At 59.8% G+C, this 20190-nt stretch carries 21 protein-coding genes; 11 read left to right on the top strand and 10 right to left on the bottom strand.

What is annotated here, in order from left to right; translation table 11 throughout:
* Positions 1-24: 24 nt before the first annotated feature.
* Positions 25-786, bottom strand: coding sequence for a helix-turn-helix transcriptional regulator (locus EJA71_RS03520; RefSeq protein ID WP_158954337.1), 762 nt, complete (start codon positions 784-786; stop codon positions 25-27).
* 78 nt (positions 787-864) lie between these two features.
* Here EJA71_RS03520 and EJA71_RS03515 point away from each other — a divergent pair, with 78 nt between their 5' ends.
* Together EJA71_RS03515 and EJA71_RS03510 are read left to right on the top strand one after the other, a co-directional pair.
* Positions 865-1968 (top strand): cytochrome P450, encoded by a 1104-nt coding sequence (locus EJA71_RS03515; RefSeq protein ID WP_158954335.1) that lies wholly within the window; start codon positions 865-867, stop codon positions 1966-1968.
* Positions 1969-2405: 437 nt separating this feature from the next.
* Positions 2406-2783 carry a DUF6124 family protein gene (locus EJA71_RS03510; protein WP_158954333.1) on the top strand — a complete coding sequence of 126 codons (378 nt, stop codon included), beginning with the start codon at positions 2406-2408 and terminating at the stop codon, positions 2781-2783.
* A gap of 202 nt (positions 2784-2985) precedes the next feature.
* Here EJA71_RS03510 and EJA71_RS03505 read toward each other — a convergent pair whose 3' ends face one another.
* Positions 2986-3324, bottom strand: coding sequence for an FKBP-type peptidyl-prolyl cis-trans isomerase (locus tag EJA71_RS03505; protein ID WP_158954331.1), 339 nt, complete (start codon positions 3322-3324; stop codon positions 2986-2988).
* Between the two features lie 162 nt (positions 3325-3486).
* Between EJA71_RS03505 and EJA71_RS03500 the strand changes: the two genes are divergently transcribed.
* Positions 3487-4602, top strand: coding sequence for a sensor domain-containing diguanylate cyclase (locus tag EJA71_RS03500; RefSeq protein WP_158954329.1), 1116 nt, complete (start codon positions 3487-3489; stop codon positions 4600-4602).
* On the opposite strand, the gene EJA71_RS03495 is transcribed toward EJA71_RS03500, so the two are convergent.
* Positions 4568-5032 carry a hypothetical protein gene (locus tag EJA71_RS03495; RefSeq protein ID WP_158954327.1) on the bottom strand — a complete coding sequence of 155 codons (465 nt, stop codon included), beginning with the start codon at positions 5030-5032 and terminating at the stop codon, positions 4568-4570. The genes EJA71_RS03500 and EJA71_RS03495 overlap by 35 nt on opposite strands.
* 100 nt (positions 5033-5132) lie before the next feature.
* Positions 5133-5438 (bottom strand): RcnB family protein, encoded by a 306-nt coding sequence (locus EJA71_RS03490; protein WP_158954325.1) that lies wholly within the window; start codon positions 5436-5438, stop codon positions 5133-5135.
* 236 nt (positions 5439-5674) lie between these two features.
* Here EJA71_RS03490 and EJA71_RS03485 point away from each other — a divergent pair, with 236 nt between their 5' ends.
* From EJA71_RS03485 to EJA71_RS03470, 4 genes are all read left to right on the top strand, one after another.
* The gene (locus EJA71_RS03485) at positions 5675-6277 is read left to right on the top strand and encodes a LemA family protein (RefSeq protein ID WP_256671472.1); all 603 of its coding nucleotides are present in this window, start codon (positions 5675-5677) and stop codon (positions 6275-6277) included.
* A 24-nt stretch (positions 6278-6301) separates the two neighbouring features.
* Complete coding sequence (locus tag EJA71_RS03480; protein WP_158954321.1) at positions 6302-7303, top strand: M48 family metallopeptidase; 1002 nt, start codon at positions 6302-6304, stop codon at positions 7301-7303.
* Positions 7304-7614: 311 nt separating this feature from the next.
* A complete protein-coding gene (locus tag EJA71_RS03475) occupies positions 7615-8907 on the top strand; it encodes an MFS transporter (protein WP_158954319.1) in 1293 nt (430 codons plus the stop codon).
* Positions 8908-8919: 12 nt separating this feature from the next.
* On the top strand, positions 8920-9687 hold the full coding sequence (locus EJA71_RS03470) for a substrate-binding domain-containing protein (protein WP_158954317.1): 768 nt from the start codon (positions 8920-8922) through the stop codon (positions 9685-9687).
* Here EJA71_RS03470 and EJA71_RS03465 read toward each other — a convergent pair.
* Positions 9677-10591 (bottom strand): LysR family transcriptional regulator, encoded by a 915-nt coding sequence (locus tag EJA71_RS03465; RefSeq protein ID WP_158954315.1) that lies wholly within the window; start codon positions 10589-10591, stop codon positions 9677-9679. The genes EJA71_RS03470 and EJA71_RS03465 overlap by 11 nt on opposite strands.
* Positions 10592-10855: 264 nt before the next feature.
* On the opposite strand from EJA71_RS03465, the gene EJA71_RS03460 reads away from it, so the two are divergent.
* Positions 10856-12664, top strand: a complete 1809-nt coding sequence (locus EJA71_RS03460; RefSeq protein ID WP_158954313.1) for a monovalent cation:proton antiporter-2 (CPA2) family protein — start codon at positions 10856-10858, stop codon at positions 12662-12664.
* A 135-nt stretch (positions 12665-12799) separates the two neighbouring features.
* On the opposite strand, the gene hcnC is transcribed toward EJA71_RS03460, so the two are convergent.
* From hcnC to EJA71_RS03440, 4 genes are all read right to left on the bottom strand, one after another.
* Entirely contained in the window at positions 12800-14059 is a 1260-nt protein-coding gene (gene hcnC / locus EJA71_RS03455; RefSeq protein WP_158954311.1) for a cyanide-forming glycine dehydrogenase subunit HcnC, read from the bottom strand.
* Entirely contained in the window at positions 14052-15461 is a 1410-nt protein-coding gene (hcnB, locus tag EJA71_RS03450) for a cyanide-forming glycine dehydrogenase subunit HcnB (RefSeq protein ID WP_158954309.1), read from the bottom strand. Before hcnB ends, hcnC begins: the two co-directional genes overlap by 8 nt.
* Positions 15458-15772 (bottom strand): cyanide-forming glycine dehydrogenase subunit HcnA, encoded by a 315-nt coding sequence (hcnA, locus tag EJA71_RS03445; RefSeq protein WP_158954307.1) that lies wholly within the window; start codon positions 15770-15772, stop codon positions 15458-15460. Before hcnA ends, hcnB begins: the two co-directional genes overlap by 4 nt.
* A 242-nt stretch (positions 15773-16014) precedes the next feature.
* Positions 16015-16554: a hypothetical protein gene (locus EJA71_RS03440; RefSeq protein WP_158954305.1), complete on the bottom strand. Its 540-nt coding sequence runs from the start codon at positions 16552-16554 to the stop codon at positions 16015-16017.
* Positions 16555-16586: 32 nt separating this feature from the next.
* On the opposite strand from EJA71_RS03440, the gene EJA71_RS03435 reads away from it, so the two are divergent.
* Positions 16587-16766 carry a hypothetical protein gene (locus tag EJA71_RS03435; RefSeq protein WP_158954303.1) on the top strand — a complete coding sequence of 60 codons (180 nt, stop codon included), beginning with the start codon at positions 16587-16589 and terminating at the stop codon, positions 16764-16766.
* 24 nt (positions 16767-16790) lie between these two features.
* On the opposite strand, the gene EJA71_RS03430 is transcribed toward EJA71_RS03435, so the two are convergent.
* Positions 16791-17720 carry a hypothetical protein gene (locus EJA71_RS03430; protein WP_158954301.1) on the bottom strand — a complete coding sequence of 310 codons (930 nt, stop codon included), beginning with the start codon at positions 17718-17720 and terminating at the stop codon, positions 16791-16793.
* A gap of 307 nt (positions 17721-18027) precedes the next feature.
* On the opposite strand from EJA71_RS03430, the gene EJA71_RS03425 reads away from it, so the two are divergent.
* Both EJA71_RS03425 and EJA71_RS03420 read left to right on the top strand, forming a co-directional pair.
* The gene (locus tag EJA71_RS03425; RefSeq protein ID WP_122590190.1) at positions 18028-18711 is read left to right on the top strand and encodes a response regulator transcription factor; all 684 of its coding nucleotides are present in this window, start codon (positions 18028-18030) and stop codon (positions 18709-18711) included.
* Entirely contained in the window at positions 18689-20083 is a 1395-nt protein-coding gene (locus EJA71_RS03420) for a HAMP domain-containing sensor histidine kinase (RefSeq protein ID WP_158954299.1), read from the top strand. Before EJA71_RS03425 ends, EJA71_RS03420 begins: the two co-directional genes overlap by 23 nt.
* Positions 20084-20190 lie beyond the last annotated feature (107 nt).

Here is a 20190-nt window from a genome sequence, read left to right as displayed (position 1 = left end):
AAAGATCGCAGCGTTCCGCAGCTCCTACATGAGATCTCGAACCCCTGTAAGAGCTGGCAAAGGCTGCGATCTTTTGCTCTGGCCGTGTTCAATCGCCAACTCAATGCCAAACCGCGCAGCGATTTCCTTGCGCCCCACGACCGTCAACGCCAGCGCCCGACTGTCCAGATCCTGCGTCACCCACTTGCGCTTCAACGCGGTTTGCAACAATGCCGCCCCCAGCGACCCACCGAGATGCGGGCGGCGCATGCTCCAGTCCAGGCACGGGCAGGCAAACTTGCGCCGCAACGTGCTCAAATCCTCCACTTCAATGCCCAAGCCTTCGAACAACGCCGCGCCGCTGTCGCTCAAGCGATACGCCTGCTCGTCCGACTCGACCAGCCACCCTGCCTCGAGGAAACGGTCATGCAGCATCACTGCCAGGGTTCCGGCCATGTGGTCGTAACAGGTGCGGGCGAATTGCAGGCGATCCGGTGTGTGCGGTTTGAAGGTTGGTGTGGCGTTCTGACCGATCACCATCAAGGCTTCCAGCGCTTGCGCCACACGCTTGTCGGCGAGGCTGTAATAACGATGACGGCCCTGCACGTGCAGGCGCACCAAGGCCAGATCCTTGAGCTTGGCCAAGTGCGCGCTGGCGGTAGACGCGCCGACCTCGGCGATGGCCGCCAACTCCGTGCTAGTGCGTGCGTGGCCGTCCATCAGCGAGCAGAGGATTTTCGTCCGCGCCGGTTCCGCAATGGCGGCGGCCACTTGCGAGACGCCGATGTCTCGATGTTCTGCGTGCATATTTCGCTCCCGGACGAATCATCGCCGCTGTGGGCTGAAGATACTCGCACTACTTTCACGACGACAAGGCTGCGAACCATGGACCCGATCATCGCTGCGACTCATGCCGATCCTTATCCTTATTACGCTGAACTGCGTGCTCAGGGCGGATTCACGTTTCATCATGGATTGAAACTGTGGGTCGCCAGCAGCGCCCGCGCGGTGTGCGCGGTGCTGGCGCATGCGAATTGCCGGGTGCGTCCGACGCAGGAACCGGTGCCCAAAGCGATTGCTTCGGGCATGGCCGGCAACGTGTTCGGGCAGTTGATGCGAATGAATGATGGCGAGCGTCAGCGCTGCCCGCGTTCGGCAATCGCACCTGCGCTTGAGCGGGTTTATGCGGCGCAAGTACGCGCCTTGGTGGCGGCACGATTGATCACGGTCAACACCGACGGCCTCTATAAAGCCTTGTTTCGCGGCCCGGTGTGCGTGGTTGCGGCGCTACTCGGCTTCACCCCGGCGCAGGGTCGAGCGATCAGCGAGCTGACTGGCGATTTCGTTGCCTGCCTGTCGCCATTGAGCAATGACCTGCAACTGACGGCCGCACATTCGGCGGCGGAGCAGTTGCGCGGTTATTTCATCGAGTTGCTAACGGAAGCGGACAGCGCTTTGCTGACGGCGATCAAGCAGCGATTCGAGGGCGATGAAGAAACGTTGATTGCCAATCTGATCGGGCTTTGTTCGCAGACGCATGAAGCCACTGCGGGATTGATCGGCAACGCGCTGGTGGCGTTGCGGCGGCAGCCTGAGTGGCGCGGTGCGTCGATGGACACTCTGCTAGCCGAAGTGCAGCGCTTCGATCCGTCGGTGCAAAATACGCGGCGATTTGTGGTTGAGGCTTGTGAAATTGATGGCGTTCGCGTCGAGGCTGGAGATGTGATTCTGGTGCTGCTGGCCTCGGCCAATCGCGATCCAGCGCTCAATGAACAGCCTGACGCGTTTTTGCTGGAGCGCACGAATCGGCGCAGTTTCAGTTTTGGCAGTGGCCGGCATCAGTGTCCGGGCGAATTGTTGGCGATGGAAATTGCCAGTGCGACTGTCAGGGAAATCCTCGATCACGGTGTGAATCTGGATCGACTGGCCTGGCATTACCGGCCTTCACTGAATGGGCGCATTCCAATGTTCAGTTTCGTCTGTGACTGACCTAACGCTGTCGCTAGCAGGGCTAGCTTCCACGTTGAATCGGCGTCGTGCGTAAAACGCCTGTGGAAGCCAGCCCTGCTGGCGATAGGGCCTGGAAAAACGCAGCATCATTTCCGCACCATCGTGCAGGCTACAGCGCCTTGCGCCTTTGCCTACAACTACGCCAGAATCCGCCGGCTTGTGCGGTTTGGGGGTCGCCGGTAACTTGATTCGCGTCACTGAATGTTCAGTGATCGGGTTTAGTCGCTCGGTGTTTTTCCAGGTTCGCAAGCTGTCATTCAGTCAGGTATTTATACGCCTGCGCTAAATGGTAGCTGTGCGCAGGGCGCCTTCGGGTGCGCCGGTAATGCTTGGATACTGGTCGACTAACCTGCGTACAGCTGCCACCTATTGTTTAGTCGCAAGACCGTGTCAGCCTCATTGAGGTTATCCAAGCTATGTTCAAAGTAACGCCGAATCCGCCCGAAACAGATGCCTTACCCGAATCAGATCCAACATCCCCCTACTCCGCCCTTGACCCGACAAAACTGAACGACGCCGCCGAACGCGCCCTCGATCACTACCTCAAACCTCCCGCGCCACCCCAGCGAACACCCAGTTCCATGTTCGTCGTCTCCCCGAACATCGACACCGAATCGCTCCTGGCCCACGCCTGCGAATCCATGGCCTCGGCCAGCATCATGCTCAGCGACTTCGCCGGCCTGCTCGAAACGCCCTACCGCAACACCCTGCTCGGCATCCAGCAAGTGGTCATGCTCGGCGAACTCGCCGTCAACCGCGCCCTCGACAACCTTGAGCCGCCGACCAGAAATTGAAGTGAGTACCTGTGGCGAGGGAGCTTGTCGAATCGTCGTACCGTCCCGCTCGGCTGCGAAGCAGTCGCAAACCCAGTCCCTGCGGAGTACCTGAAGTACGCGGGGAGAATGGTTTCAGGCTCGCTACGCAACCCAGCGGGAGCAAGCTCCCTCGCCACGGGATTATGCAAAGGTTGCAGGAAGTGTCGTTCCACCTCTCACCTCAATCCTCCCGCGTCAAAACCTCCAACAATTCAATCTCGAACACCAGATTCGAATTCGGCGGAATCTTGCCCATCGTCCGCTCTCCATAACCCAGATGCGCCGGCACCAGCAGTTTGCGCTTGCCGCCCACCTGCATGCCCATCAGCCCCTGATCCCAGCCCTTGATAACTCGGCCGGTGCCAATCACGCACTGAAAAGGTTTGCCACGGCTGTGGGAAGAATCGAACTCGCTGCCGTCTTCCAGCCACCCGGTGTATTGCGTGGTGATCAGCGCGCCTTTGACGGCGGCTTTGCCATCGCCCACCTGAAGATCGATTACCTGCAGTTCATCATTCATAACAATCACTCTATTGTTCAGCTGGCCGCCGTTTTCCCAGAAATGGCGAATATTGGCAACCCGCACGCGAAGGTCAACGCTGTATCCGAGTCGAGTGATGAAGCATTAACATACCAACCGCCACTACTTCACGGATCGATTTGCCATGCAGGCAACGCCTAAATGATTCAGCTCTGGATCGGCCTTGCCATCGGCATTGTCATGTTGGCGGTGATTGCCATGCTGATCTGGCGCGAGCGCGATTTGCGTCGCCAGCTCGCCGAATACCGTGACCTGCTCAACCGCGCCGCTGAAGGCCGCAACATTCATCAGGACGGCGACGCCGAGCGCTTCAAACGCAGCCAATATTTTGCGCGCATCGGCACCTGGGATTGGGAAGTCGACAGCGATCGGCTGTACTGGTCGGACGCAATCTACGGCATGTTCGGCTTCAAGATCGGTGAGATCACGCCGTCCTACGCTCTCTTCTGCTCCTGCGTACACCCGGATGACCGCGTTCGGGTGCGCGACGGTGAACTGCGTTGTCTGGAAACCGGTGAAAACCACGACGAGGAATATCGCGTGGTCTGGCCCGACGGCACGATTCGCTGGCTGCGCGAGACCGGCAACGTGGTGCGCAACGATCACGACGCGGTGATTAAAATGATGGGCGTGGTACGCGACATCACCGAAGAAAAGGCCTCGGCCAGTTATCTGCAACACCTCGCCCACTTCGATCCACTGACCGGTTTACCCAATCGTCTGGTGTTGGAAGAACGGCTGTCCGAAGCGCTGGATCAGGCGCGCCAAAGCGAAACCCGCGTCGCGCTGGTGTTCGTTGACCTCAACGGTTTCAAAACCATCAACGACCACTACGGCCATGCCGCCGGCGACCGCGTATTGATCACTACCGCCACTCGCCTGAAACGCATCATGCGCAGCACCGACACCGTCGCACGGGTTGGCGGTGACGAATTCGTGGTGATCCTGCAAGGCCTCGCACCGAGCCTCAATCTGCAGGAGGAAGCCCGCCGCATCTGTCAGAAGATTTTCATCGAGCTGTCGCCACCGATCAGCATTGGCAACGACCAACGCCACGTCGGCACCAGCCTTGGGGTGGCGGTGTTTCCGGATCATGCGACGGCGATGGATCGCTTGCTGCACATTGCCGATCTGGCGATGTATGAGGCCAAGCGCAGTGGTAACAATCAGTATCGGTTGGGCGGCGGGCAAGTGTTGAGTCACAGCGGCTGGACCGGCCCGTTCAATTCGCAGGATGGCCAAATGGAACGCCGTTGAAGGTGTGAGTGCAGCACTGGCAACTCGGCGTCATGTTCTCGGCCTTCAAGTCGGAATCGACGATCTGTAGAAGGTTTTGCTCATCGACGTACAGGCCATTGAAGTAGCTCGATTCACCCAATCGGACGATGTCCTTGCGCTCGTCTTCCCGGATGGCAACCATCCAGAACAGTGGATCGGGACGGTCGAGGCGAGCCACCGCTTCACTGAAAATCCGGTCCCAATGGCCGCCCACACGGGACAATAAGAACCGGAACAGCGGCGTGTAATCCAACCCATATCGTTTGCCTGGATGCATTGAGCTTCGCAATGCTTCGCGGCGGCTTTCGGCCTTGGTATTGCGTTGATCGCGGTAATGCGCGACCGATTCATGACGTCGCACACCCCAAGTGCGCGTGTTGACTTTGCGATAGAGCGGTTTCTTGTCCAACCCATTGCTCCTGACATCCGGTCACTCGAGACGCCCCACGGGTTTTACCCGAATGGCGCTCGATTGCAATCAACCGTCCATGGCTAATTATTGCCGGTGTTTAACGCGGAACCGGTTGCATCTCGACAATGGTGCCGTTGGTGATCATCACCATGACGTACTGGTCATTGATCTGCACCCATTGCGCCTGCTCGACCGGTTTTTTCAGGCCTTTGGCTTTCCAGTCGATGGCTTTTTCACTGCGTTGATAAATGTCCGGGGCGCGGTCGTTGACCTTCAATTCGCGGTCGCTGACCGGGGATTGGACGGAGGGATCGCTTGAGTTTTGCGCCGCTTGAACGATTGGGCTGATGCCGGCAATGCCAGCAACTAGGGCCAGACTGGCGATTAGGGTTTTGCTGTTCATCGGTGAAACTCCATAGATGTGCGATACCTGAAATCGGACTGCGCGGCGCGGAAATCATTCCTTGTTTTTTGCTTTGATGGACTGGGATTGTAGTCGTCAGTCGGATAGCCATCGCTGGCAAGCCAGCTCCCACGGTGTTTCGGAATGTTCGCAAGATGGGCAATCTCATAGAGCCACTGTCGGCGTGATGTTTTTGCGCTACCATGCCGCGCAAAATCCCGCCGAGTGAAAAGGACATCACCTTGAACACCTATCTCGTCGCCAATCTGGTTCTGCTTGTGCTGTGCGCGCTCTACGCCGTGCGTGCGTTCAACGCGCTGGTGGCGCGCCGCAACGAGATCAAAAACGCCTTCGCCCAAGTCGAAGTGCAACTCAAGCGTCGCTACGATCTGATCCCCAATCTGGTGGCGATCGCCAAAGGCGCGATGGCTCACGAGCGCGAAACCCTCGAAGCGGTGATCGCTGCGCGTAATGCGGCAGTGGCCGTGCTCGAGGCCGCCCAGGCGCGACCAGGTAACGCGCAAAACATCGAACAGTTGGGCCACGCTGACAGCGCACTCAACAGCGCTGTGGATCGGCTGACGGTAACGTTGGAGGCTTATCCCGATCTCAAAGCTTCGCAGAACATGCTGCACCTGAGCGAAGAGTTGAGCAGTACCGAAAACAAAGTGAGTTTCGCCCGCCAGGCTTACAACGACGCGGTGATGGCCTATAACACGCTCAAGCAGAGTTTTCCGACCGTGCTGTTAGCTTCCAGCTTCGGCCACCGCGACGATGCCGCGCCGCTTAAATTCGCCGACACCCTGGCGATCAAGACCGCTCCCAAGGTTTCTTTTTAAACCCCGCTGCCCATGGAAGGCCCGATGAATTTCTTCGAACAACAACGCCAAGCCAAAAGCCAGACCACACGCCTGATCAACATGATGATTATCTCAATCGTCATGTTGATCGGGCTGACCAGCCTGCCGTTTGTCTTCAGTGGTTTTGAGGATTACCTGAGCGGCACCGGCACGCTGCTGGATGCTTTCATGGCGCTGGGCGTTATCGCGTCAGTGGTCGGCGGCATCATCGTGATCGGCGGCCTGCTGAAATACCACGAGCTGCGCGCGGGCGGTAAAGTGGTCGCCTTGAAGCTTGGCGGGCGTTGCCTCAACGGCGTTGCAAAAACGCAGGATGAGAAACGCCTGATGAACGTGGTCGAGGAAATGGCCATTGCTTCTGGCAGCGTCATGCCGACGGTGTACCTGTTGCCCGATCAAACGATCAATGCCTTCGCCGCCGGTTTCAAACCTGAGGATGCGGTGATCGGTGTCACACAGGGTGCGGTCACCCAGCTGACTCGCGAGGAGTTGCAGGGTGTGATTGCCCATGAGTTCAGCCACATTTTCAATGGTGACATGCGCCTCAATACCCAACTCGTTGCGGTAGTCCATGGGCTTGTGGTGCTCGGAATTTCGGGCGGACTGTTGATAGCCAGTCTGTTCAAGGGTGGCAAACGCGATTTCAGCTTGATACTGCTGGGATTGTTCGCTGGATTTTTGCTGTGCCTGGCCGGCTTCATCGGTAACCTTTTCGGCAATCTGGTCAAGGCCGGAGTGAGTCGTCAACGTGAGTTTCTGGCTGATGCCAGTGCGGTGCAATTCACGCGCAACCCCCAAGCGCTGGTCAGCGCGCTGAAAAAAATCGCCGCACAAGGTTCGACGATCAGTGCCGCTCGAGCCGGTGAATACAGTCATTTGTATTTCAACACGGGGGTTTCGGGCACGCTGAGTCGGATGTTTGCCACTCACCCTGATTTGAGCGTGCGGATTCGGCGGATTGATCCGCAGTGGGACGGGAGTTTGGCTTTGCCGGCGCAAGGGTGACGTCGGGATGGCTTTACACCCGCAAAATCTTCGTTAGCGGGCAATCCGCTGGCAAGCCAGCTCCCACAGGGTTCTCAGGTGTCTGCAGGAGTGGTGGGAACTGCCACGGAGTTTCTCCTGTGTTTGCCCAGTTCAAAGTGCATCTGAAGAGTCTTGTAAAAGCTGAGACTTGGCATTGATCCACTTTGCACATCAATGCATGCCAATAATGCAATTAACATCCTGTTACAGCTGGGCCACCATCCGCCTCAATAAGAACCGTGCGCTGCCTCTCCGTGGCGCACGTCATAAAAGCGGTGGAGTCCTTTGTTATGACAGCCTCAATCCCACACGGCGGCTCGCGGGCCGGTGCCATTTTCCGGGTGACCTCGGGTAACTTCCTCGAACAGTTCGACTTCTTTCTGTTCGGCTTCTACGCCACGCAGATCGCGGCGGTGTTCTTTCCGGCGAGCAGTGAGTTCGCTTCCCTGATGATGACCTTTGCGGTGTTCGGCGCAGGCTTTTTGATGCGTCCGCTGGGGGCCATTGTGCTCGGCGCGTACATCGATGATGTCGGTCGCCGCAAGGGCTTGATCGTCACCCTGTCGATCATGGCCAGCGGCACGATATTGATTGTGCTGGTGCCCGGATACGAAAGCATCGGCCTGTTTGCGCCGGCATTGGTGCTGGTCGGGCGCCTACTGCAAGGCTTCTCCGCCGGTGCGGAATTGGGCGGGGTTTCGGTGTATCTGTCCGAGATCGCCACACCGGGCCGCAAAGGGTTCTTCACCGCTTGGCAGTCGGCCAGTCAGCAAGTGGCGATCATCGTTGCCGCGGCGCTGGGCTACGCGCTGAACGCGTGGATGGCGCCGGACGTGATTGCCGATTGGGGCTGGCGGATTCCGTTTTTCGTCGGCTGCATGATCGTGCCGTTCATCTTTTTTCTGCGCCGCAATCTGGCAGAAACCGAAGAGTTCGCCGCACGCAAACACCGTCCGAGCATGGGCGAAGTGTTCCGCACCCTCGGCCAGAACTGGGCGGTCGTGCTCGGCGGCATGCTGATGGTCGCCCTGACCACCACGGCGTTTTACCTGATCACCGTGTATGCGCCGACCTTCGGTAAAACCGTGCTGCACCTGAGCACGTCCGATGCGCTGCTGGTGACCTTGCTGGTCGGTGTGTCGAACTTCTTCTGGTTGCCGATTGGCGGCATGTTGTCCGATCGCATCGGTCGTCGTCCGGTGCTGATTGCGATGTCGCTGCTGGCGCTGGCCACCACGTATCCGGCGCTGTCGTACCTGGTGCAGGCGCCGAGCTTCAGCCACATGTTGCTGTCGCTGCTGTGGTTGTCGTTCATCTACGGCATGTACAACGGCGCGATGATTCCGGCGCTGACCGAGATCATGCCGGTGGAAGTGCGCGTGGCCGGTTTCTCCCTCGCGTATAGCCTGGCGACGGCGATTTTCGGTGGTTTCACCCCGGCGATGTCGACCTTCCTGATTCAGTACACCGGCGACAAAGCCGCGCCGGGTTACTGGATGAGCATCGGTGCGCTCTGCGCGTTGTGCGCCACGCTGTACCTCTATCGCCGCGCGGGCGGTCGTCTGCAACCGGTTGCAGCATAAGGAACCCTGATCATGAAAAAACTCGTCAACTTCACCGCCATTGCCCTCTTCGCTTTCAGCGCCCTGGCCCATGCTGAACAGCTGAACGTGATGACTTCCGGGGGCTTCACCGCCGCCTATAAAATCCTCGGCCCGAAATTCGCCGCCGCCACCGACAACACCCTCGACACCCAACTCGGCCCGTCGATGGGCAAGGCGCCGGAAGCGATCCCCAATCGCCTCGCGCGCGGTGAGCATGCCGACGTGGTGATCATGGTCGGCTACGCCCTCGATGACTTGATCAAACAAGGCAAGGTCGACCCGGCTTCCCGCGTGGAACTGGCGGATTCGCGGATCGGCCTGGTGGTGCGCGAAGGCGCGGCGAAACCGGATATCAGCAGCGTCGACAATCTGAAGAAAACCTTGCTCGACGCGCAGTCGGTGGCCTACTCCGACAGCGCCAGCGGCGTGTACATCGAGCAGCAGTTGTTCAAGAAACTGGGCATCGAAGATCAACTGAAACCGAAGGCGAAGATGATTCCGAAAGTCCCGGTCGGCTCGGTCGTTGCCACCGGCGACTATCAACTCGGCTTCCAGCAGGTCAGCGAATTGCTGCCGGTGCCGGGGGTAAGTTTCGTCGCGAAGATTCCAGAATCGGTGCAGTCGGTGACGCGTTTTGCCGCTGGCATCCCGGTTGGCGCACAGCACCCGCAAGAGGCGAAAGCCCTGCTCGCCTACCTCGCCGCTCCGGCAGCGCAAGCTGACGTGCAGGCCACCGGGCTGGATTCGGTCAAGCGCTGATCGTTGGCGGCTGGACTTTCATTTCCACCACCAGCCGCTCCAGTTCCAATGCCGCCGGGGTCAACGTGCGACCCCGGCGCTTGATGATGCCGACACTGCGCATCACTTGCGGATCGGTCAACGGCACCCGCGTCAGGATCGGGTGATCCGGGCCGGGCATCGCCATCAGCGGTACCGCCGCCACTCCCAACCCCGCCTCGACCAGACCGATCATGGTCGTCACATGCTTGGTTTCGCAGATGCTCTGCCGCTGCGGCACCACGGTGCTCAGGGCTTGATCGAGCAAAAAGCGGTTGCCGGACGTCTTGTCCAGCGAGATGTAATCCTGCTGATAAAACTCGTCCCACGTCACGCTGTTGCGCCCGGCCAACGGGTGATCGCGGCGACAGGCGACCACGTAGCACTCCTGCACAAGCGCTTCGAAGTCGACTTTGGCATCCTGCGTGCCCAAGAAACTCAAACCGAAATCCGCCTCGCCATTGACCACTGCGCTAAGCACATCGTGGGCGCTGGAATCGAGGACTTTGACCTTGATCCGCGGGAATTGCTGGTGATAGCGGGCGACCACCCGCGGCATGAAGTAGTACGCCGCCGAAGGCACGCAGGCGACGGTAACGTGGCCCAGTCGCGTTGACGCCACCTCGCTAATCCCTAACAGGGCGATATCGAGATCATCCAGCAACCGCTCGACACTCGGCATGAAACCGCGTCCGGCCTGGGTCAGACTGACCTTGCGCGTGGTGCGCTCGAACAGCTTCACGCCGAGGGCGTCTTCGAGCTTTTCGATGCGCCGGCTCAGCGCCGGTTGCGACAGGCGCACGGTATCGGCGGCCTTGCGAAAGCTGCCCTGCTCGACCACGGCGCGGAAGGCTTGCAGGTCGTTGAGGTCGAAGTTGATGGCCATGGCGAGACTCGGAGTGATTGATTCGTAGAGGTGATGAATGTAACTAATTGATGCCAATTATTACAGAAACCATGAAGATCCCCTGTAGGAGCTGCCGCAGGCTGCGATCTTTTGATCTTGATTCTTTGCAATCCAAAAACAAGATCAAAAGATCGCAGCCTCGTTGCACTCGTCAGCTCCTACAAGGGGATCTTCGGTGGATCTGAAATCGATTCAGCCCTTATGCTTGTCACCCCCCGCCGTACCGCTGTCAGGAGTTTCCCCATGCCCCATGAAGGCAATCTGTTGCAAGCCGCTGTCGTGTTTCTGTTCGCGGCCGTGCTCACCGTGCCTTTGGCCAAACGTCTGCAACTGGGCGCGGTGCTCGGTTATCTGTTTGCCGGGGTGATCATCGGCCCGTCGGTGCTGGGCCTGATCGGCAATCCGCAGAGCGTTGCGCATATCTCCGAACTGGGCGTGGTGTTGCTGCTGTTCATCATTGGGCTTGAGCTGTCGCCGCGACGCTTGTGGGTGATGCGCAAATCGGTGTTCGGCGTCGGCCTGGCGCAGGTGCTGCTGACCGCTTCGGTGATCGGCGTGCTGGCGCTGTCGGTGTTCGGCCAACCGTTGAACAGTGCGATTGTGCTCGGCCTCGGCTTGGCGCTGTCGTCCACGGCGTTCGGCCTGCAAAGCCTCGCTGAACGCAAGGAACTGACCAGCCCCCACGGGCGGCTGGCGTTTGCGATTCTGCTGTTCCAGGACATCGCCGCGATCCCGTTGATTGCCTTGGTGCCAATGCTCGCGGGCGGCAATCACACCACCAGCACCGCCGAAGACCTGAATCACGCCTTGCAAGTGCTCGGCGGCATCGCCGTGGTCGTGGTCGGCGGGCGTTATCTGCTGCGTCCGGTGTTCCGCGTGGTGGCGAAAACCGGTCTGCCCGAAGTGTCCACGGCCACGGCGTTGCTGGTGGTGATTGGCACGGCGTGGTTGATGGATCTGGTCGGTGTGTCGATGGCGCTGGGGGCGTTTCTCGCCGGTCTGCTGCTGGCAGATTCGGAATATCGGCATGAACTGGAAGCGCAGATCGAGCCGTTCAAGGGCCTGCTGCTCGGGCTGTTTTTCATCAGCGTCGGCATGGGCGCGAACCTGAGTCTGCTGCTCAGCGCACCGATCACGGTGCTGGGCCTGACGCTACTGTTGATTGGTCTGAAATTGCCGCTGCTGTTTGTGGTCGGTCGCCTGGCCGGCGGCTTGAACAAGATCAGTGCGATTCGCCTCGGGATTGTCTTGGCGGCCGGCGGTGAGTTTGCCTTTGTGGTGTTCAAGATCGGTCGCGATCAAGGTCTGTTTGAGCCGCGTCTGTACGACTTGCTGGTGCTGACCATCACCCTGTCGATGGCGGTCACACCGTTGCTGCTGTTGATCTGCGCGCGCCTGGTCAGCCCGAAAGTGCAACCGGTGGAAGTGCCGGAACAATACCGTGAGATCGACACTGACACGCCGCGCGTGGTGATTGCCGGCATGGGCCGGATGGGCCAGATCGTGGCGCGTATTCTGCGTGCGCAGAACATCAAGTTCGTGGCGCTGGATACGTCGGTGGAAACCATCGAACTGTCGCGCAGTTTCGGCGGTGTGCCGGTGTTCTACGGCGACCCGATGCGTCCGGAAATCCTTAACGCGGCCAAGGTTGGCGAGGCGGAATATTTCGTGATTGCCACGGATGATCCGGAGACCAATATCAAGACCGCTGAGGTGGTGCGCAAGCTGTACCCGCACATGAAGATCATCGCCCGGGCACGTAACCGTCAGCACGTGCACCGCTTGGTCGATGTCGGCGCGGAGGCGATTCGTGAAACCTATTATTCGAGCCTGGAAATGAGCCGGCGCACGCTGGTGGGGCTGGGGCTGACCCAAGCTCAGGCCGATGCGCGGATCAAGCGCTTCAAACATCACGACGAACAGGTGCTGGAGGCGCAGCACGCGGTCTACGACGACGCCGCGAAAGTCCTGCAAACCGCCCAGGAAGCCCGGGCGGAATTGGCGCGGCTGTTTGAATCGGATCAGCTCGAAGAGGAATCCCGAAAATCCTGAGCCTTACCTGATTGTTCCCACGCTCCGCGTGGGAATACAGCCCGGGACGCTCCGCGTTCCAATTCGAAAGCTGGAACGCGGAGCGTCCCTTGAGGCATTCCCACGCAGAGCGTGGGAACGATCATCTTGCCGAGGTCAGGCCAGTTCGAGTTCGGGCGCTTGCTTGACCGGAGCCACCTCAAAGCGATCTGCCAAAAACGGCGTAATGTCCAGCGGCAGCGGTTCATCGTTGAGCAGTTTGTCCAGCAGCACGCCGGTAATCGCCGAGGTCAGAATGCCGGTGCGGAAGTGTCCGCAGGCATTCAAATACCCTTCCACGCCGCGCATTGGCCCGAGGATCGGCAACTCATCCGGCGAGCCCGGACGCAGCCCCGCCCACGTACGCTTGAGGTTGACGTCCTTCAGCTCCGGCAAGCAGCGCACGGCGCCCTGTACCAGCCCGGCGATTTCCGGGTAGGTGGTGGTGACGTCGAAGCCTTTGTCTTCGGTGGTGCTGCCGATCAGGATCTCGCCGTTGTCCTTCTGCGCCACGTAGCAATCGCTGGTGGTCAGGCAGCCGTTGAGGATTTTCGGCATGCGCTCGGTCAGCAGAATCTGGCCTTTGACCGGTTTGACCGGAATGCGAATGCCGCTGGCCCACTCGCTCAGATCCGCCGCCCACGCGCCCGCCGCATTGATCAGGGTCTTGCAGTGGAACACGCCCTCCTCGGCCGTCTGCACACCGGTCACGCGGGTGCCGTGGTGCAACACGCCGGTGACATTGGTGTTGACGAAGATGTCGACGCCGTTTTGCCGCGCACCTTCCATGTAGGCGTCGGCGAGGCGGAACGGGCTGACCTGATGGTCGCAGAGAAACTCCAGCGCGCCGCGTGCTGCATGGCTGACGCTCGGTTCGGCTTCGCGCAATTGGGCTTGATCGAGCCAGCGCACCTGATCGGCCAGGTGCGGAATGCAGCCGACAATGTGCTCGGCGTAGAGCCGGTCTTCGTCGTCATAAATAACGAATTTCAGCCCGGTCTTTTCGAACTTGAAATCCATGCCGTGATTGTCTTTCAGCTCACGGTGCAGCGCCGGGTACAAGGCGTTGGACTGCAAGGCGAAATCGAAGAACGACGGCGGCAGAATGTGCGGCGTACTGGCGTCCACAGCCACCGCTGCGCCTTGGGTTTCGCGCTTGCGATTGGCCGACATCATGCGGAAGAAAATCACCCCGCAGCCGAGGCCGACCGACTCGCCAATCGCCCACAAACCGCCGGCTGAAGCACGGGTCGCGTTGCCCGGACGCTTGGCATCGATCAGCGCTACCTTGAGGTTTTTGCGCTTGGACAATTGATAGGCGCAGGACGCGCCGATCACACCACCGCCGGCGATGATCACATCGTAGAACTTACTCATGGGAAGCGGCCTCCGTGTCGACGGACTGGAACGCGGAAAAAGGAATCGGATCGATCGGGAAACGCGGACGCAGCCAACCGACGTCCTTGCGCCCGGTGGCCTGACGCAGTCGGTCACTGCAATAGCCGATGCACATGCGCCCCTGACAATCGCCCATGCTCACGCGGGTGCGCATTTTCAGGCTGGCGATGTCTTGCACGCCCTGCTCCAGCGCTTTGTCGATGTCGGCGCGGGTGGCGTGTTCGCACCGGCAGATCACCGTGTCGGCGGCGGGCAATGCGGTCTGGCCGGCGCCGCGTTCGGTGTAGCGATCCACGGCAGCGCGGAAACGCACGATGGCTTTGAGTTTGCCCAGGTAACGGTCGCGGCGCACGCGAGCCAATTCCTCTTCGAGCACGCCGCGTTGCAGCAGAATCGAGGTTGCGGCGATCTTGCCGGCGAGCATCGCCGCTTCGCCACCGCGAATCCCGCCCATGTCGCCGGCCAGATGCACATGGGGTTCGTTGCTTTGCTGCCAGATGTTCGAGTTGGCGCGCAGGTAACCGTCGTCACTGAAACCGTGATCGAGGCCCATTTGCTGACTGAGTTGGGTGCGCGGAATGAAGCCGTAACCCACCGCCAGCGTTTTCGCCTCGAAGCGTTCGATGCGAGACAGGTCCGGTTCCCACGTGGCCGAGTATGGCGCGACGCTGACGCTTTTCAATTCGCCCTCGCCGTGGGCTTCGACCACGCCCCAGCCGTACTGCATCGGGATGCCATGGAGTTTCAGGTAGGCGAGCATGCTCAAGCCATCGAGGAACAGCTGCGGCTTGTTCAACAGCGCCAGGCTTTCCCGGGCGATCTTGCCGAGCGCGCAGGCCTCATAGACGCCGGCGACGGTGACGCCGGAGGCATGCAGTTGCGTCGCCACCAGCGGCAGCAACGGCCCGGTGCCGGCGATGATGACCGGCCCTTGCGGCTTGACCACGCCGCTTTTGATTTGCAGTTGCAGACCGCCAAGCATGATCACTCCCGGCAAGGTCCAGCCTGGGAACGGCACACTGCGTTCGTGGCAACCGGCAGCCAGCAGCAACTGTGGATATTCGATTTCGTGCAGTTGCTCATCGCTGTCGAGCACGATCAATGCGCGGGTGCCTTCGGCGCCGACCACGCGATGGTTGAGGCGCACATCGATCAGCCCGGATTGCTCCTGGAATTCGCCGTGCAGTGTGCCCAGCGCTTCGGCGTAACGCGGCCCCAGGTAATCCAGTTGCACGCCGTCACGCAGCGGTCCGCGATAGACCACGCCGCCCAGGCGCGAGGCTTCCTCCAGCAAAGTGCAGCGCACGCCGTGGCGCGCCAGTTCGATGGCCGCTGCCATCCCCGCCGGGCCACCGCCGACGATCACCGGTTGCAGGCTCATACGACCTCCTGCGCGGTGATGCGGTTGACCTGGGTTTCAATCTGCATGCCGTCGCGCACCACGGTCTGGCAAGCGCGGCGCTTGTGCCGGCCGTTGATTTTCACCAGACAGCACTGGCACACGCCCATGCCGCAATAGGCGCCCGTGATCTGGTTATGGTCATTGCGCGCGATCTGGCGTACGCCGAGGGACTGGATGACGCTGAGGACGGTTTCGCCGATGGCGGCCGTTACGGGTTGACCGTTGATGTGCACGGTCATATCCGCCTGCGCCAACGGCTGGATATCGAAGGTTCTTTCTAGGCAGTGCATTGCGATGATCTTCCGTGAAATGTCAGTGGAGTGTTGCGCCAGCTCCTTGCTGCACTACACCGAGTCGACCCGTTTTTCTAATGCATTTTGAGGGTCTGACTGCGGTACTCCGTCAGCGCAACCGGTGCGCGTACAGGCAATGTAGTCGATACCGCAGCAAAGGCTTGGATCATTTAAGGTAGGCGATATCGCCGGACGAAATATTGATCCAGGCCAGTGAATGCGGTGGGATTGTCCAACGATCAGTTGGAGAAGACGAACTGCCCTTTGATCTTCTTGGCGCCGAAGAAACCCAGATCAGGGAACAGCAGGTTTTTCACCCAGGCGACGAAGAACACCATGGCCAGCGTGATGGCTATACCGATCAGCGTGCCTATCGGATCTTCGCCATAGTCCTTGAACAACTGCGATACCTGCATGATCGAGAGGAACACGTACACGGTGTAGGCCTGCGCCACATTGCGGTAAAAACCCCAAGCGAACAGCAAGGGCACGCCACCGGCAAACAAGCCTATGCCAATGGCCCAACCGGTGCCGATCGAAAGACCGACAAAATAACCGCCCACCAACCCGATCAACGCCTGGACATAAGTCAGCCCCAGGAGGATTTTTATCTTCCCGGCGTGCCGATCCACCAGCTCTGGATCAGGCCGAGAACCGATCAGATACGCCAACACCTTGTCCTTGATCGCGCCACCTGAAAACGCCTTGAAAATCTCGGTTTTCGAGCGGCCGGCCGCCAGCATTTCACCCACTTGGCGTTTGATTTCCTTCTTGTCCAACGTACTCATCCTTAATCAGAGGTAAACCCGAAATGAAACACAGCAAATGTTTCAGCGCGGATTCTCGCCCTGTTGGCAGCCAGAAAGCAAAAAGCCGCTTCCACCCGAAGGTGGAAGCGGCCGAGGCACGAGCCTCAATAGAGCAATCAGTGCACGAACAGGGCGATCAGGATAATGATCGGGATCGGTATGCCGAGGAAAAACAGCAGTAGTGAGCGCATGGCGGATCTCCTTGTTTAACGGACCGGAGTGGTAGTGGTGTAGGTGTCGACTTCGACGTACTCGACCGCATCGCGACGACGACCGCCGAAGGTTGCAGCGAAGCTGGCGAAGAACGCACCGGCCAGCAGCGCGACGAACATCCACAGCGACGTCAGGGCGGCGACTTTGGCGGCGGTGTCAGCAGCTTGCTGAGCTTTCAGTTTGGCGTCGGCCAGAGCTTTTTGAGTGCGGGCGTAGATCTCGTCGACACGGCGCTCAGCATCTGCCTGAGTCAGGTTGGTGCGTTGTGCAACCAACTGCGCCAGGTAGGTACGGTCTTCGGCGCTCATCTGACCATCGGCCAGGCTTTGCGCGAAGATACGGGCCACGGCGCCGTGGGCTGCGTCATCGCTGACGGAGGCTGGACGATCATCGCGGAACAGGCTGTCGATGTAGTAGCCATACTGGTTGCTGTCGGTGTTCGCTGCAGCAGTACCGGCCGCTTGGGTCATGGCGCTGGCTGCACCGCCAGCAACGCTGGCACCGGCCTGCACACCGCCACTGATCACGCTGCTGACCGAGCCGACCACCAGAACTGCAGTGACCAGAGTAGCCACGCACCAAGCGAGGAAGCCGTGAGCAGTGTCACGGAAATACACCTCGTCACCGTGCATGTTCGCCCACTTCACGCGCAAGCGACCGGCGATGTAGCCACCCATACCGGAAGCGATGATCTGCGTCACCGCCAGCCAGACAATCGTTGAAATGCCCAGGCCCTTGGCGCTGACGCCCTCTCCGGCCCACGGTGAAACGGCAGAGAAACCCAAACCGAACCCGAGCAGGACCAAAATCATCGACAGTGCAGCGGCAGCCGCAGCACCGGCGAAGATCGCGCCCCAGGACACGCCCGAAACGCTGCTCGACTCTTCTGCGGCAGGATAAAACCCATCAGGGGATCTATTCATTGTTGTTCTGCTCCAGGCATGAAAAATAGTGTTACAACTCGTCATCAGATGAATTGCAGTGACCGTGCCAGTCGCATCAATTAAATTAATCCTTTTGTTTCAATGACTTAGAAAAGATGAACTTCCTAAGACCATGCAAATTGCAACAAGCGCCGAATAACAGCGGGTTTTATGCATTGGCGGCGAATATCCATAAGGTTCGAAATTTGCGTTTGTGACAGGTCAACATGAAAGTTAATTTAAAGCGTCACGGAAATTTCTTGGCAAAATGCAGCCATTCCGTTTGAACCGATCAGCAGGCCTGCCTATGACTCGTATCTTGACCATCGAAGACGACGCCGTGACCGCCCGGGAAATCGTTGCCGAATTGAGCAGCCACGGGCTGGAGGTCGACTGGGTCGACAATGGCCGCGAAGGTCTCGACCGTGCCGTGAGCGGCAACTATGACCTGATTACCCTCGACCGCATGTTGCCCGAACTCGACGGTCTGGCCATCGTCACTACCCTGCGCACCATGGGCGTGGCCACGCCGATTCTGATGATCAGCGCCCTCTCCGATGTTGACGAACGTGTGCGCGGCTTGCGCGCCGGCGGCGATGACTACCTGACCAAACCGTTCGCCACCGATGAAATGGCGGCGCGGGTTGAAGTGTTGCTGCGTCGACAAAACAGCGGCGCTACCCAAGCTACAACGTTGCAGGTGGCCGACCTCGAACTCGACTTGATCAGCCATGAAGCACGCCGTGCCGAGCAGGTGCTGACGCTGCTGCCGACCGAATACAAACTGCTGGAATTCCTGATGCGCAACAGCGGCCAGATACTCTCGCGGATGATGATTTTCGAAGAGGTCTGGGGTTATCACTTCGACCCGGGGACCAACCTGATCGATGTGCACATTGGCCGTCTGCGCAAGAAAATCGACGCTGCGGGCAATGTTCCGCTGATCCGCACGGTACGGGGCTCGGGTTATGTCATTGCCGAACCCGTCTGACGGTTGGCGCTCTTCCAGCAGCCGCTTGCTGGCGCTGTACAGTTCGCTGTTCGTGGCGTGGAGCGCGATCCTCATGGGGGTCATGTACTACGAAGTCTCCGGCTACCTCGACAACCTCGCCAAACATTCGCTGATGCAACGTCAGCACCTGTTCTCGCACTTTCGCGGTGAGCAACTGGAAGAAGCGCTCGCCGCCAGCATGACCTTCGACATTCGCGGCATCGACGCCTATGGCCTGTTCGATGCCGAAGGCGTTTACCTCGGCGGCGCACTCCAGCAGATCCCCGCAGGCCTGCCGCTGGACGGCAAGATCCACATGCTCGCCGACTGCGCCAACTCCGATGACCCGACCCTGCCCAATGACAGCTGCGACGCCGTCGCCACGCAAACCCGCGACGGGCGCTGGCTGGTGTTGTTGCGCGACAACGGCTCGCTGTTCGCGGTGACGCGGATCATTTTGCATGCATTGTTCTGGGGCGTATCGCTGACGATTCTGCCGGGGATTGCCGGTTGGCATTTGCTGCGGCGCCGACCGCTGCGGCGGATCCGGGCGATTCAGGCCAGCGCCCAAGCGATTGTCGCCGGCGACCTGACACACCGCTTGCCGTTGTCCAATCGCCGCGATGAACTGGACATGCTCGCCGCCATCGTCAACGCGATGCTGGAGCGCATCGAGCGCTTGATGAATGAAGTCAAAGGCGTCTGCGACAACATCGCCCATGATTTGCGCACGCCGCTGACGCGCCTGCGCGCGCAGCTTTACCGCATGCAGCAACAGGCCGGCGAAGGGTCGCAGGAAGCAGCGCAACTGGATCTGGTGCTGGCGGAAGCGGATACGCTGATGGCGCGGTTTCGCGGATTGCTGCGGATTTCCGAGCTGGAGGATCGTCAGCGCCGCTCAGGTTTTGTCGAGCTCGATCCGGTGCAGTTGCTGGAAGAATTGCATGAGTTTTACCTGCCGCTGGCCGAGGAAGGCGAACTGCGTTTTGAGCTGAACATGCCAGAGACGTTGCCGCCGCTGAACGGTGATCGGGCATTGCTGTTCGAAGCGTTGGCGAACCTGCTGAGCAACTCGATCAAGTTCACCCCGCCGGGCGGCACGGTGATGTTGCGCGGCGTGAATGCGGGTGGGCGGACGCGGATTGAAGTGCACGACTCCGGGCCGGGGATTCCCGAGGCTGAGCGTGAGGCGGTGTTCCAGCGCTTCTATCGCGCCGAGGGCGGGCAGCCGCAGGGTGGTTTTGGTTTGGGGTTATCGATTGTCGCGGCGATTGTCAGCCTGCATGGCTTCAGCCTTGAAGTCGGCAGCAGTGATCTGGGCGGGGCGAAACTGGTGCTCGATTGCCGGCAGAGCCTGATCGAAAATTCCTGATTCCCGACATGATCGTTCCCACGCTCTGCGTGGGAATGCCTCAAGGGACGCTCCGCGTTCCAGCTTGCGAAAGGGACGCGGAGCGTCCCGGGCTGCATTCCCACGCA

Origin of the sequence: Pseudomonas sp. PB106, assembly GCF_009764645.1 — a bacterium.
Lineage (GTDB): Bacteria > Pseudomonadota > Gammaproteobacteria > Pseudomonadales > Pseudomonadaceae > Aquipseudomonas.
Note: the sequence above shows the minus strand (reverse complement) of the source record. Positions and strands in the feature narration are given on the sequence as shown.

What these genes read in the sequence shown, in the direction of transcription:
- EJA71_RS03420 (WP_158954299.1), top strand. Translation starts at nt 18,689, where the DNA reads ATGTCATTGCCGAACCCGTCTGACGGTTGGCGCTCTTCCAGCAGCCGC.
- EJA71_RS03515 (WP_158954335.1), top strand. Translation starts at nt 865, where the DNA reads ATGGACCCGATCATCGCTGCGACTCATGCCGATCCTTATCCTTATTAC.
- EJA71_RS03490 (WP_158954325.1), bottom strand. Translation starts at nt 5,438, where the DNA reads ATGAACAGCAAAACCCTAATCGCCAGTCTGGCCCTAGTTGCTGGCATT.
- EJA71_RS03465 (WP_158954315.1), bottom strand. Translation starts at nt 10,591, where the DNA reads ATGGCCATCAACTTCGACCTCAACGACCTGCAAGCCTTCCGCGCCGTG.
- EJA71_RS03425 (WP_122590190.1), top strand. Translation starts at nt 18,028, where the DNA reads ATGACTCGTATCTTGACCATCGAAGACGACGCCGTGACCGCCCGGGAA.
- EJA71_RS03480 (WP_158954321.1), top strand. Translation starts at nt 6,302, where the DNA reads ATGAATTTCTTCGAACAACAACGCCAAGCCAAAAGCCAGACCACACGC.
- hcnB (WP_158954309.1), bottom strand. Translation starts at nt 15,461, where the DNA reads ATGAGCCTGCAACCGGTGATCGTCGGCGGTGGCCCGGCGGGGATGGCA.
- hcnA (WP_158954307.1), bottom strand. Translation starts at nt 15,772, where the DNA reads ATGCACTGCCTAGAAAGAACCTTCGATATCCAGCCGTTGGCGCAGGCG.
- hcnC (WP_158954311.1), bottom strand. Translation starts at nt 14,059, where the DNA reads ATGAGTAAGTTCTACGATGTGATCATCGCCGGCGGTGGTGTGATCGGC.
- EJA71_RS03435 (WP_158954303.1), top strand. Translation starts at nt 16,587, where the DNA reads ATGAAACACAGCAAATGTTTCAGCGCGGATTCTCGCCCTGTTGGCAGC.
- EJA71_RS03520 (WP_158954337.1), bottom strand. Translation starts at nt 786, where the DNA reads ATGCACGCAGAACATCGAGACATCGGCGTCTCGCAAGTGGCCGCCGCC.
- EJA71_RS03460 (WP_158954313.1), top strand. Translation starts at nt 10,856, where the DNA reads ATGCCCCATGAAGGCAATCTGTTGCAAGCCGCTGTCGTGTTTCTGTTC.
- EJA71_RS03475 (WP_158954319.1), top strand. Translation starts at nt 7,615, where the DNA reads ATGACAGCCTCAATCCCACACGGCGGCTCGCGGGCCGGTGCCATTTTC.
- EJA71_RS03510 (WP_158954333.1), top strand. Translation starts at nt 2,406, where the DNA reads ATGTTCAAAGTAACGCCGAATCCGCCCGAAACAGATGCCTTACCCGAA.
- EJA71_RS03505 (WP_158954331.1), bottom strand. Translation starts at nt 3,324, where the DNA reads ATGAATGATGAACTGCAGGTAATCGATCTTCAGGTGGGCGATGGCAAA.
- EJA71_RS03430 (WP_158954301.1), bottom strand. Translation starts at nt 17,720, where the DNA reads ATGAATAGATCCCCTGATGGGTTTTATCCTGCCGCAGAAGAGTCGAGC.
- EJA71_RS03500 (WP_158954329.1), top strand. Translation starts at nt 3,487, where the DNA reads ATGATTCAGCTCTGGATCGGCCTTGCCATCGGCATTGTCATGTTGGCG.
- EJA71_RS03470 (WP_158954317.1), top strand. Translation starts at nt 8,920, where the DNA reads ATGAAAAAACTCGTCAACTTCACCGCCATTGCCCTCTTCGCTTTCAGC.